Genomic DNA, 13,113 nt, shown 5'->3' with positions numbered 1-13,113 from the left:
GACGGGCGACGCAACACACTATCCACGATCCAGTTCAGGCAATAAATGAGCAATATCGGATAACACTGCTCCACTTATCGCAGTAATATCCGGCATGGACACACTCAGGGCGATGCGTGCCTTCGTCAACATTGCCGAGCAGGGCAGCCTGACTGCCGCCGCGCGTGCCCTCGACAGTTCGCTGCCGGCCGTCGTGCGCACGCTGGCCGCACTCGAGGCGCATCTGGGTGTGCGACTGATGAACCGCACGACGCGCCGCATCGCACTGACCGACGAAGGCCGCAGCTATCTTGAAAGCTGTCGTCAGGTGCTGTCGGCCGTGCAGGACGCGGAGGAGTCGCTGAAGGAAGGGGCGGCCGAGCCGTCCGGACCGATCACGCTGACCGCGCCGGTGCAGTTCGGCCTGATGCACGTGGCACCTGTCGTCACCCGCTTCGCGCTCCAGTATCCGCAGGTGAAGCTGCGCGTGCTGCTGCACGACCGCGTGGTCAATATGCTGGAGGAAGGCATCGACGTCGGCGTGCGCATCGGCGCGCTCGACGACTCCGGCCTGATCGCACGACCGCTCGGCGCCATCCGCCGCGTCGTGGTCGCCAGCCCTGACCTGATCGCCGCCCACGGCGAGCCCGCACATCCGGACGCCCTGCGCGGCGTACCCTGCGTGCGCTTCACCGGCGCGTCGAGCCTGGCCTGGAGCTTTCACATCAACGGTCGCGCCGTCACGGTGCCGGTCGCCGGCAACCTCGAGTTCAACCACATCGCACCGGCGGTCGACGCCTGTGCCGCCGGCGCCGGTTTCGGCCTCTTCCTGTGCTACCAGGTCAGGCCCTACCTCGCACGGGGTACACTGCGCATTGTGCTGCGCGAATTCGAGCCGCCACCGCGACCGGTTCACATCGTGTACCCGCACGCACGCCTGCTGCCAGGCCGCACCCGGCTGCTGGTGGACTGGCTGGCGCGCGAACTGGGTGACGACAGCGGCGCATTCGCGCCGGATCAGGCGTGAAATACGCATGACCCGGTGCGCGCTGCACAATGTCTGAACTTGTCGGCCCGGCACCGCGTCACAGACGCGGTCATAGCCGGGGCAAGCGGATGAAGCTGCCATCACCCCCGGACAACCGGCAGCTCTTACAACACCCGCATCCGCCGGAGTAAAAACGAAAAACATGCAAGCCCATCAGGACACCCTTTTCCTGCGCACGCCCCGCCTCGATGCGACCGACCCGGATGCGCTGCGCAGCACGTTGCGCGATTACTTTCACGCCACCTTCAGCCGCTACGAACAGCTGTTCGAGGTACTGACCTGTGACGAGGCCTACTACCGGAAACCGATTTCGCTGCGCCATCCGCTCATCTTCTATCTCGGCCATACCGCGACCTTCTTCATCAACAAGCTGCTGCTCGCAGGTCTGATCGACGCGCGCATCAACCCGCGCTTCGAATCGATGTTCGCGGTCGGCGTCGATGAAATGAGCTGGGACGATCTGAACGAGTCGAATTACGACTGGCCGAGCGTGCAGGCGGTGCGCGACTACCGCAACACGGTGCGCAGCGTGGTCGACCGCGTCATCCACACCGCGCCGCTCACCACGCCGATCGGCTGGACCCACCCGTGGTGGGTCGTCATCATGGGCATCGAGCACGAGCGCATCCACCTGGAAACCTCATCGGTGCTGATCCGGCAGAGCCGGCTCGACTACGTGCGCCCGCATCCGGCATGGGAGCCCTGTCGCGACGCCGGCGATGCGCCGGACAACGCGCTGCACCCGGTCTCTGCCGGCGTCACGCAACTGGGCCGGCGACGCGATGATCCGATCTATGGCTGGGACAACGAATACGCGCAGCGTGACGTCGCGGTCGATGCCTTCCAGGCCAGTCGTTACGTCGTCAGCAACCGCGAATTCCTCGAGTTCGTGGATGACGGTGGCTACGCGAACGAAGCCTGGTGGGAAGACGAAGGTCGTGCCTGGCGCGCCTGGCGCACCGGCGATGGTCACCAGACTGCACACCCGGAGTTCTGGGTGCGCACGGCCGATGGCTGGCATCTGCGGCTGATGCTCGAACAGGTGCCGATGCCATGGAACTGGCCGGTGGAAACGAATTACCACGAAGCCAAGGCCTTCTGTAACTGGAAGGCCGCGCGCAGCGGCGCATCGGTGCGGCTGCCGACGGAGGACGAGTGGTACCGCCTGCATGACGTGGCCGGCGTGACCGAAGTACCGGCGAACGGCGCAGCCGGAGCCAACATCCACCTCGATCACTGGGCGTCGTCCTGCCCCGTGGATGTCCACGCGCACGGCGACTTCTTCGACGTGGTCGGCAATGTGTGGCAATGGACGGAAACGCCGATCTACCCGTTCGCCGGCTTCGATGTGCACCCGACGTATGACGATTTCTCGACACCGACCTTCGACGCGCGCCACAACCTGATCAAGGGTGGCTCGTGGATTTCCTGCGGCAACGAGGCGACGCGTGCATCGCGCTATGCCTTCCGCCGCCACTTCTTCCAGCATGCGGGGTTCCGATACGTGGTGAGCGATACACCGGCCACAGCGCCAAACGTCTATTACGAAAGCGACCGGCAGTTGTCCGAGTACGCCGAATTCCATTACGGCGACGAGTACTTCGGCGTGCCCAACTTCCCGAAGGCACTGGCGCAGATCGCCATCGAAGCCATGGCCGATCGCCCGGCCCGCCGCGCGCTCGATCTGGGCTGCGCCACCGGCCGTTCCACCTTCGAACTGGCACGTCACTTCGAACACGTCACCGGCGTCGATTTCTCGGCCCGCTTCATCAACGCCGGCGTCCATCTGGCCGAACAGGGCGAACTGCGCTACACGCTTCCGGACGAAGGCGAACTCGTGTCGTACAAGACGCGCCGGCTCGCTGACATGGATCTGGACGCGGTGCGCGGCAAGGTGGACTTCCAGCAGGGCGACGCCTGCAACCTCAAATCCGTGCTGACCGGTTATGACTTCATGCTGGCCGCCAACCTGATCGACCGGCTGTACGATCCGGCCGCCTTCCTGAAGTCGGTGCATGAACGCCTGAATGTCGGCGGCGTGCTGATGATCAGTTCGCCCTACACCTGGCTCGAAGAGCACACGAAACGCGACGACTGGCTGGGCGGCTTCAAGAAGGACGGCGAAAGCTGGACCACGCTCGACGGCATGAAGGCCCTCCTGGGCGAGCACTTCCGTCCGCTCGGTGCGCCGCGCGACGTGCCTTTCGTCATCCGCGAGACGCGTCGCAAGCACCAGCACACGGTGGCCGAGGTCACGCTGTGGGAACGCGTGCGCTGAACGGGACGACGGATGTGAGCGTCGATTTCGACCGCCTCATTGCGCGCGACGGGACGGCCAGCGTCAAGCACGACGGGCGCGGCAGCTACTTCGGTACGACGGCCGTGACCCCGCTCTGGGTGGCCGACATGGACTTCGCAGCGCCGCCCGCCGTGCTCGACGCGCTGGCCGCGCGCGCGGCGCACCCGGTATTCGGCTACTCGCTCTACCCGGACGGTGCCTTCGATGCGCTGACCGGCTGGCTCGCATCGCGGCACCGCTGGACGGTGGCGCGGGAATCGGTGCTGATGTGCCCGGGGGTCGTACCCACACTGTATGCCGCGGTTCAGGCGTTCGCCGCCGAGGGTGAAGGCGTCATCGTGCAGCCGCCGGTGTACCCGCCCTTCTTCTCGGCCATCCGCGACACCGGCCGGCGCGTGATCGAAAACCCGCTGATCGAACGCGATGGCCGCTGGACAGTCGATCTCGATCATCTCGACGCCTGCGCCGCCGACGGCGCGAAGCTGCTGCTGCTGTGCTCGCCGCACAATCCGGTCGGCCGCGTATGGTCGCGCGAGGAACTGGAGGGCATGCTGGGCGTGGCGCGCCGCCACGGGCTGGTCGTGCTGGCCGACGAAATCCACCACGACCTGATCTACCCGGGCCACACACATATACCGCTGGCCACGCTGGCGCAGCCGGGCGACCGCATCGTCACCACGGTGGCGCCGAGCAAGACCTTCAACATTCCGGGGCTGGGCCTGTCGGCGCTGATCGCGGACGACGCCGAGCGGCGCGCGATCGAAAAGGTGTTCGGGCGCCTGCACGTCAGCGCGTCCAACCCGTTCAGCGTCGCCGCATTCGAAGCGGCCTACCGTGACGGCGGCCCGTGGCTCGATGCGCTGATGACCTATCTGGCCGGCACGCGCGACGCCGTCGTGCAGTTCGCCGCACAGCGCCTGCCCGGCATCCGCGCCGTGCAGCCGGAAGGCACCTACCTGATGTGGCTGGACTGTCGCGCACTCGGGCTGAACGACCGCGCACTGCGCGATTTCTTCGTCGGCGGCGCACAGGTCGGCATGAACCCCGGCATCACCTTCGGCACCGGCGGCAGCGGCTTCATGCGCCTCAACCTCGGCTCGCCCCGTGCAGTCGTTCTCGACGCGCTGGGGCGGATCGAGCAGGCGCTGTCAAAGCGCTGAGGCGTCCGCGCGAACATCAGTTCGGGCGGTCGTGTGTGGGCGGCGGTCGTGGGAGCGGCGACGTTCTTGTGGGAGCGGCGACGTTCTTGTGGGAGCGGCGGCGTTCTTGTGGGAGCGGCGGCGTTCTTGTGGGAGCGGCGGCGTTCTTGTGGGAGCGGCGTCCCCGCCGCGATCTGCACGCTGCAAGGTGACCATCGCGGCACTGATCGCGGCGGGGACGCCGCTCCCACAGGGAAGCTCCCATTGGGCATCTCCCACATGGCGGTTCCCATACGCCCGCATCCACTTCAGCCCTGTGCCGCGATGCTGCGCCGGAACATCAGCAGCGATGCAACGAAGAAGGCCAGCGCGATCGCGGCCATGGCCAGCAGGCTGGGCCACACCACGTCCAGACCGGCGCCGCGGTAGAGCACCGCCTGGGCCAGACTGACGAAATGCGTCGTCGGTGCGAACAGCATGATGTTTTGCACCACCTCCGGCATGCTTTCGCGCGGCGTCATGCCGCCGGACAGCAGTTGCAGCGGCAGCACCACGAGAATCATCATCAGGCCGAGCTGGGGCATGTTGCGCGACAGCGTGCCGATGAAGATGCCGAGCGAGGTGGTGGCCAGCAGCTGCACCAGCGTGCCGGCCATGAACAGCGGGATCGAGCCGGCGATCGGCACGTCGAGCACGCGGCCGACCACGAAATACAGCGACAGTCCGACCGCGATCCACACCACCAGCGCCATCGACCACACCTTGGCCAGCATGATTTCGAAGGCGCCGAGCGGCATCACCAGCAGATGTTCGAGCGTGCCGTGCTCGCGCTCGCGGATCAGCGCCGCACCGGTCAGGATGACCGACAGCATGGTCACGTTGTTGATGATTTCCATCACGCTGCCGAACCACGAACTGGTCATGTTCGGATTGAACATGACGGTCGGCGCCAGCGTGATCGGCGATGCCGCCTCGCTGCGCCGGTGCGGCACGAACTCGCCCACTTCGCCGAGCACGATGTTCTGGATGTAGCCGGCGCCGATGAAGGCCTGGCTGACGCGCATCGCATCGATGTTCACCTGGATGACCGGCTGTTGCCCGGCGAGCACGTCGCGTTCGAAATCGGGCGGGATGTTGAGCACGAAGGTGTAGATGCCGGCATCCAGCCCGGCGTCGACCTGTGATTCCGTGATCATGTCCGGCGGCTTGAAGTACGGCCCGTAGAACGACCCCGCGATGCGCGACGACAGCACCGACTGGTCCTCGTCGACGATGGCGATCGGCGCGTTGTGCAGTTCCTGCGAGGTCGCCGTCGACGCCGTGTAGATGCCGCCGCTGAACGCCCAGACGATCATGATCAGCAGCACCTTGTCGTTCCACAGGCTGAGCAGTTCCTTCATGCCGAGCCGCCAGGCATTGAGCAGGCGCACCTTCATCACCGCTCCTGCTTCTTCAGCAACAGCACGCTGAGTATCGTCAGCACCGGCACGAAGGCGAGCATCGCGAAAAAGTCCGTGTAGACGTCCTGCAGGCCGAGCGCCTTGGTGAACAGGCCGCGGCTGATGTTCAGGAAATAGGTCGCCGGAAAGAAGGTGCCTATCAGGCGCCCCGCCCCTTCGAGCGACGACACCGGGTGGGTGAGGCCGGAGAAGGTGACGGTGGCGAGCATGGTGACCACGGCCGTCGCGGCCAGCGCGGCGATCTGCGTGCGCGCGAAGGACGACATCAGCAGGCCGAGGCCGGTGGTCGTCGTCACGAAAATGAGCGCCGCCACGCTCAGCGTGAACAGGCTGCCCTTGAGCGGCACCCCGAACACGAACACGGCCAGCGCGACCAGCCCGTAGAAGCTGATCATGCTGACGCCGATGTAGGGCAGTTGCTTGCCGAGCAGGAATTCGAGCCGGGTCACCGGCGTGGCGTACAGATTGGTGATCGACCCCAGCTCCTTCTCGCGCACCACGCCGACCGCCATCAGGATGGCCGGAATGAAGGTGAGCAGCAGCGGAATCACCGCCGGCACCATGGCATAGACGCTCTTGAAGTCCTGGTTGTAGCGGTAGCGCATGTCGAGCCGCGCCGGCGCCTCCTGCACCGCGCCGACCTGCCGGCGGGCCGCCTGCTGCAGGAAGTCGGCATGCAGGCCCTGCACGTAGCCCAGCGTCGTTTCGGCACGGAACGGCATGGCGCCATCGACCCAGACGCCGATGTCCACCGCCTGTCCGCGGCGCAGGTCGCGTCCGAAATCGGGCGGGATTTCGAGCGCCACGCTCAGTTCGCCGGCCTTCATGCGCTGGTCGAGTTCGGCGCTGCCGGCCAGAGGCGGCTGTTCGAGGAAGTAGCGCGAGCCGGCCATGTTTTCCACATAGGCACGGCTTTCCGGCGACTGGTCGCGGTCGAGCACGGCGAATTTCAGGTCCTCGACATCCATCGAAATGCCGTAGCCGAGTATCAGCACGAGAATGACCGAACCGAGCAGCGCGAACGTGAGCCGCACCGGATCGCGCACCACTTCCAGCCACTCGCGGCGCGCGTAGGCGAACAGGCGAAGCAGGCTGAAGGCGCGGCGTTCGGTGCTCACCGCGCGGGCGGCGACGGCCGCGACGGCCGGCGCGGCAGGCCGGTCCGCCTCGCCGGTGGCTTCTTCGAGACAGGCGATGAAGGCGTCTTCGAGCGACGCCGCATTGCGTTCGGCGACCAGCGCCGCCGGGCTGCCGCTGGCCAGCACGCGGCCGGCATGCATCAGCGATATCCGGTCGCAGCGTTCGCCTTCGTTCATGAAGTGGGTCGACACGAAGATGGTCACGCCGTCCTTGCGCGACAGATCGATCAGCAAGCGCCAGAAACCGTCGCGGGCGACCGGATCGACACCCGAGGTCGGTTCGTCGAGGATGAGCATTTCCGGCTTGTGGATGACCGCGACGGCCAGCGACAGGCGCTGGCGGATGCCCAGCGGCAGGCCGGCGGCCTGCGCGTCGACGTAGCCCGCCAGTCCGAAGCGATCGACCATTTCCTGCACGCGCGGCGCCACGTCCGCCGCCGGCAGGTGGAACAGCTGGGCGTGCAGCACCAGGTTCTGGCGCACGCTCAATTCGCCGTACAGCGAAAAGCCCTGGGTCATGAAGCCGACGCGGCGGCGCGTGTCGAGATCGCTGGCATCGACTTCATGGCCGAACAGCAGCGCCCTGCCCGAGGTCGGCGGCAACAGGCCGGTGAGCATTTTCATGGTCGTCGTCTTGCCGCAGCCGTTCGACCCGAGGAAGCCGAAGATTTCCCCGCGACCGATCTCGAAATCGACGTGATCGACCGCGGTGAAATCGCCGAACTGCATGGTCAGCCCTTCGGCGACGATGGCCGGGCCGTCGCCCTGCACGACGCGCGGCGGCACGACCAGCGCGGCGTGGCCGCGGCGCTTGTCCGGCGGCAGCAGTTCGATGAAGGCAGCGTCGAGATCCGTCGTGCCGGTGCGCGCCAGCAGGTCGGCCGGACTGCCGGTGGCCAGCACGCGGCCGTCGTCCATCGCCACCAGCCAGTCGAAGCGCTCCGCCTCGGCCATGTAGGCGCTGGACACCAGCACGCTCATGCCGGGACGTCGCGCGCGCATGCGGTCGATCAGCTGCCAGAACTGGCGGCGCGACAGCGGATCGACGCCGGTGGTCGGCTCGTCGAGTATCAGCAGGTCGGGGTCGTGGATCAGCGCGCAGCACAGGCCGAGCTTCTGTTTCATGCCGCCGGACAGCTTGCCCGCCGGCCGGTCGCGGAAGGGCGTGAGCCCGGTGCTGTCGAGCAGCTCGGCGATGCGCGTCCCGCGTTCGGCCGACGACTGGCCGAACAGGCGGCCGAAGAAGTCGACGTTTTCGAACACCGACAGCGTCATGTAGAGGTTCTTGCCCAGCCCCTGCGGCATGTAGGCGATGCGCGGGCACACGGCTTCCCGATGAGGGCGGCTGCCCATGTCGCCGCCCAGCGTTTCGACGCTGCCCTGCTGGATGACGCGCACGCCGGCCACCAGCGCCATCAGGCTGGACTTGCCGACGCCGTCCGGTCCGATCAGGCCGACCATGCAGGCCGACGGAATGTCCAGATCGATCGCGTCGAGCGCCACCGTATCGCCATAGCGCAGGCCCACGCCGGCCAGCCGGGCGACGCCGGTTCCGGTCATGGCTGCGCGGGCATGGCCACCGGCGGCGGCACGGTCGCCGGCCACGGCGCGCCGGCGTCCAGCCTCACCCAGGCCACGCCGGGCAGACCGGTCTTGACCTGCTTGGCGTACGCCCGAAGCAGTTCGGGCGGAATCTTCACGCGCACGCGGAACATCAGCTTCTCGCGCTCGGTGCGCGTCTCCACCGACTTCGGCGTGAATTGCGCCTGCGGCGACACGAAGCTCACGCTGGCCGGAATCGAAATGTCGGGCCGCACGTCGAGCACGATGCGCGCTTCGCTGCCGATCGCCACGCGCCCGGCCTGCGAGGTCGGCAGGAACAGCGTCAGGTAGACGTCGGTGATGTCGAGCAGCGTCAGCACCTTGCCGCCAGCGGGCAGCACCTCGCCCGGCTCGGCGAGCCGGTACAGCACGCGGCCATCGGCCGGCGCGACCAGCACCGCGTCCTGCAGGTCCACCCGCATGCGCTCGACCCGCGCCTGCGCCGCCTCGACCGCTGCCGCCGCCTGCACCACCGCCGCACGGGCCACCTCGATCGACGACTGCGCGCCACCCAACTGCGACACGGCGGCTCGGGTCACCTCTTGCGCCGTCTGTTTCGCGGTGCGGTCGACGTCGAGCTTCTGGGCCGAAATGAAGCCCTTGTCGACCAGCTGCTGCGTGCGCTCGATGTCCTTTTCGGCCAGCGCCAACTGACCCTGCCGCTGTGCCACCACCGCGCCGGCGGTGGCGACATCGCTGCGCCGCTGGCCGACCGCCGCGATCGCCGCCACATGCGCCGCCTTCGCCTGGGCGACCTGGGCTTCGGCCATGTGCAGTTCGGCCTCGAGTGCGCGCACATCCATGCCGGCAAGGGTTTGCCCGGCGCTCACATCATCGCCTTCGCGCACCGTCACGCTGGCCAAGCGCCCGCCGGTCTTGCTGGCGACATCGATTTCGGTCGCTTCGATGCGACCGTTGCCCGAAGCGAAGGCGTCGATCGGTGGTGGCGTCTGGAAGTGCTTCCACGCGAAGAAGGCTGCGATGGCCAGCAGCGCGATGGCGATCGGCACAAGCCAGGGGCGTGAACGGGGTTCTGACATTCGGGCGGTCCGGAAACAAGCGAGGGATCACTGCAGGCGGCCGGCATACGGCCACTCCCCCATAGTGCGCGTCTCCGGCGCGCGTGTATTGACCTTCGGCAAGCCGGCGCGACGAATCGGGCGTCAGCCCGGCAGCGACAGCACGAACGACAGGATGAGGAGCAGCGGATAAGGGAAGGCCACCGTCGGCTTCAGCGCACTCTTCGCGTACTCCATCAACAGCCCGGCCGCACCCGGGCGCGTCGCCTGCCACTCGGTGTGCAACTGGAACGCCGCGTACTCCGAAGCCCCGTCGGCGATCAGCGTTTCCACCTTCAGCAATCGCTGACCCAGACGCCCCTGCACCGTGCGCAGCATCGCCTCGATCACCCAGACGATGGCGATCAGCGGTGCCGCCAGTTCGAACGGAAAACCGAACAGCGCGGCACCGGCGGTCAGCACCACCGCCGCGACCTTGATCCCGACCGCGTAACGCTCATGGCGCTCGTGGTCCTGCTGCAGCGTGGACCATTCGGTCTGGAGGGGTGACAAGGTGGAAGCGTTCATATGTGCGGCAGCGAGACCGGAAAGAAGCAGGAAAGGCCGCAATCTATCCGCTGACAGCGCGGCATGCCCGGGCATGCGTCAAGCTTCTGCTTCGAAAAGCAGCGAAGCATGTGACTACCATGGCCACGGCCCCAACCCTGGCCGCACAGGTGCGAATGGGAGAAGTCGCCCGAACGACCCTGTGCAATGGGGCGCGCCCCATCGCGTCACCACTCGGATAAATGACTGATGGAACAGACACCGTTGATATGCTCCACTTGCGTGACATACGAGGGGTGAGGTTTTTTGTGTTCGTTCAACAGATAGTTGTCCAGCACACGGCGCGCCAATCAACTGAGAACAAAAGAAGCCCCCCAATGAAAATTCTTTGTGTTTATCCGGCACCGTCCATAGTTATGGCGCAAAACTGCGCCAGAAAACAAAGTTAGGCGTCACGAACAAACAATGCTGCGGTCCAAGAAAAATCGCGCAAGCCTTGCACGGCAGCTGTCGCGGCAAAAGCAGGCGTCACACCCGAGCCTGAGCAAGTGGGATGTATGGCTTCCTCGTCTGAGCCACTTCGCGCAGTTCTGCCTTGTGTTGATCACGGTCGGAAGCCTTTACTTCACGGTGATCCCGCTCTACCAGAAAGCAGTCCTGGAAGAAGGGATCGCGAAGCGGGAGGTCGAACTGAAGCTTCTGAACGACCGACTTGCGATTGCCTATAAGCGACTGCGCACGAACGCAGTTCTGGACTATCAAATGCTCGCGACTCCGGAATGCGCGGGCCTTTATAGTCCGCCGAGAACGGCAAAAATGTCGGATGTAGCCTCAGCGCCCAAGCCGTCCCGAGCGGAACTGGTATTCTCAGTCGACATACGACAATGCCTACTTAAGGTTGCGGATGAAGCAACGCCACTGGCCGACCTTAGCCCTAGTGACCGACAGCAGTTCAATGCCGAACTAGCGGAAGTAATCGATCGTCTTGAGCATAAGAAGCAAACCGCAATGGCGGCATATCGTAGCGTTCCGACTGAGCTTAGTGACATCGGAGCCCAGGCGTTGCCAGCGGACTCATATCGTGTCCAACATCTAGAACTCATTGCTCGGATTAGGGGCGCTCAAGCTGTGGAGATTGAACGACGACGACTTGCCGCTGCCATCGAAAAAGAGCGAATTGGGTCTGAGTATGAAAATGCAATCACTGGCGAGCTAACGAATCTGCGCAAGACAAACTGGCGAAGCGACTTGCAGTGACGCCTAACCATTCGTATATGGACTCCCCCCAGAATCAAGGCTGATCAATAGTCTGGCGTAGTCGGGTGAATCACTTGCAGTCGTATATCCGGCATCTGAAGCGGGTTCTGTGTGACCCGTGCCGACATGGAATCTGCGCGGGGATCGCCAATCGCTACAAGCGGCACGCAAGCTGCCGGAAGGGTTATCGGCGTAAGTCCCCGTGGGTGTGACCCGTTTTGCCATGATGGATGATCAGTCTCGTTGCAAGGGTTGGTGGGATATCGGTTGAAGGGTTGTTCAGGCGGCGACCGGCCAGCTGGTGCGCTCGATCTTGCGCGCCAGTCGGGGTTGCGGGTCACCGTAGCGGGTTGCGTCACGCAGCACGCCGTAGCAGATGCGTGCGAGCTTGTTGGCCAGTGCGCAGGCGGCCTTGTTGTGGTGGGTGCGCGCCGAAAGCGTCACGGCCCACTGCCTGAGCGGGTCCAGGGCGCGATCTGCTTTGGCCGCGAGTGCGGCGGCCCTCAGGCAGGCGCGGGCGCCGTGCGTGAGCAGCATGCGCAGGTAACGATCGCCCCGTTTGGAGATGTGCCCGAGCGTTCGGGTCGAGCCGGACGAGAACTCCTTGGGTGTGAGCCCGAACCAGCTGGCGAAGTGACGCGCGTCCTTGAAGTGGGCAACGCTGCCGCCGGTGGCGGCGACCATGGCGGTGGCGGTGATCAGCCCGATACCTGGAATGGTGAGCAGCCGGGTGCAGGCGTCACTGTGGCGCGCCAGAGACGACAGTTCCTTCTCAAGCCGAGCGATGCGGGCTTCAAGAAGACGGATTTCCTCTACCAGCAGCTTCATCGATTCTCGGATGAGAGTCGGAACAGCGCTGGCAGGATCGGCCAGCACACGGCTGATCGCCTCAATGCCGGTGCGCGCGCCGACCGGAATGACGAGGCCGAATTCGCGGCAGAAGCCGCGCAGCGCGTTGATGCGTGCTGTCCGCGTAGCCATCCACAGGGCGCGGATGCGATGCAGGCCCTGCAACGCCTGCTGTTCGACTGATTTCACGCGCACGGGCTCGATGTCGGATGCGCGGGCAGCTTCGAGCAGTGCGCGCGCGTCGGCGGCGTCGGTCTTGTTGCGGCGCACGTAGGCGCGCACATAGGCGGCGGGCAGCAGCCGCACTTCGATGCCGAGTGAAGTGAGCCAGCGAGCCCAGTGATGAGCCGAACCACAGGCCTCCATGATCACGAGAGAGACGTTGCGGTTGGCGAACCAGGCTTCGAACTGCTTGCGGGTGAGGCGATGAGACTCGGTGAGCCGCCATTGATCATCGGCGACGGCGAGTTGAAAGATGCTCTTGGCAAGATCGACAGCGACGGTAGTAGCATTCATGGCGGACTCCTCCGGTTGAAGGCCGATCCCCACACCCATGACGACCGGCAGGTGCCTGATTGGGCGCCAAAAGGTCGGGGGAGTCCATTCCATCATTCAACCGGAAGCAGTGGGGTATGCCGCCGTTTGGGCCTCCATTTCATTCTGGCCCAAACGTCGTCATACCCCACTGCTCCGGTTAACTCAAACGTTGAGGCTGTAGAAAAACCCGCTTCATCGTCCGTTTACATGCCGTGGTTATGATCGGTCATCGCTTCGAC

9 protein-coding genes are annotated in these 13,113 nt (G+C 65.4%); 4 read left to right on the top strand and 5 right to left on the bottom strand.

The features are described from left to right. Positions 1-94 precede the first annotated feature (94 nt). The 3 genes from ACTIFF_RS06535 (at position 95) to ACTIFF_RS06525 (ending at position 4,486) form a co-directional block, all read left to right on the top strand. Positions 95-1,006: a LysR substrate-binding domain-containing protein gene (locus ACTIFF_RS06535; RefSeq protein ID WP_439536106.1), complete on the top strand. Its 912-nt coding sequence runs from the start codon at positions 95-97 to the stop codon at positions 1,004-1,006. Between the two features lie 163 nt (positions 1,007-1,169). Next, the gene (ovoA, locus tag ACTIFF_RS06530; RefSeq protein ID WP_439536105.1) at positions 1,170-3,305 is read left to right on the top strand and encodes a 5-histidylcysteine sulfoxide synthase; all 2,136 of its coding nucleotides are present in this window, start codon (positions 1,170-1,172) and stop codon (positions 3,303-3,305) included. A 14-nt stretch (positions 3,306-3,319) separates the two neighbouring features. Beyond that, positions 3,320-4,486 (top strand): MalY/PatB family protein, encoded by a 1,167-nt coding sequence (locus ACTIFF_RS06525; RefSeq protein ID WP_439536104.1) that lies wholly within the window; start codon positions 3,320-3,322, stop codon positions 4,484-4,486. Between the two features lie 287 nt (positions 4,487-4,773). Here the strand turns inward: ACTIFF_RS06525 and ACTIFF_RS06520 are convergent, their stop codons facing one another. The 4 genes from ACTIFF_RS06520 to ACTIFF_RS06505 all read right to left on the bottom strand — a co-directional run bounded on the left by ACTIFF_RS06520 (position 4,774) and on the right by ACTIFF_RS06505 (position 10,252). Then, entirely contained in the window at positions 4,774-5,901 is a 1,128-nt protein-coding gene (locus ACTIFF_RS06520; RefSeq protein WP_439536103.1) for an ABC-2 transporter permease, read from the bottom strand. Then, a complete protein-coding gene (gene rbbA, locus ACTIFF_RS06515; protein ID WP_439536102.1) occupies positions 5,901-8,669 on the bottom strand; it encodes a ribosome-associated ATPase/putative transporter RbbA in 2,769 nt (922 codons plus the stop codon). Before rbbA ends, ACTIFF_RS06520 begins: the two co-directional genes overlap by 1 nt. Further along, positions 8,621-9,706 carry an HlyD family secretion protein gene (locus ACTIFF_RS06510; protein WP_439536101.1) on the bottom strand — a complete coding sequence of 362 codons (1,086 nt, stop codon included), beginning with the start codon at positions 9,704-9,706 and terminating at the stop codon, positions 8,621-8,623. Before ACTIFF_RS06510 ends, rbbA begins: the two co-directional genes overlap by 49 nt. A 123-nt stretch (positions 9,707-9,829) precedes the next feature. Further along, complete coding sequence (locus ACTIFF_RS06505) at positions 9,830-10,252, bottom strand: hypothetical protein (RefSeq protein ID WP_439536100.1); 423 nt, start codon at positions 10,250-10,252, stop codon at positions 9,830-9,832. Positions 10,253-10,696: 444 nt separating this feature from the next. Between ACTIFF_RS06505 and ACTIFF_RS06500 the strand changes: the two genes are divergently transcribed. Further along, entirely contained in the window at positions 10,697-11,488 is a 792-nt protein-coding gene (locus ACTIFF_RS06500) for a hypothetical protein (RefSeq protein ID WP_439536099.1), read from the top strand. Between the two features lie 279 nt (positions 11,489-11,767). Here the strand turns inward: ACTIFF_RS06500 and ACTIFF_RS06495 are convergent, their stop codons facing one another. Continuing rightward, complete coding sequence (locus tag ACTIFF_RS06495) at positions 11,768-12,946, bottom strand: IS110 family transposase (protein ID WP_439536098.1); 1,179 nt, start codon at positions 12,944-12,946, stop codon at positions 11,768-11,770. Between the last annotated feature and the right edge of the window lie 167 nt (positions 12,947-13,113).

Origin of the sequence: Methyloversatilis sp., assembly GCF_051861465.1 — a bacterium.
Taxonomy (GTDB): Bacteria; Pseudomonadota; Gammaproteobacteria; order Burkholderiales; family Rhodocyclaceae; genus Methyloversatilis.
The sequence above is the reverse complement of the archived record's forward strand: the minus strand, read 5'-3'. Positions and strand labels throughout refer to the sequence as shown.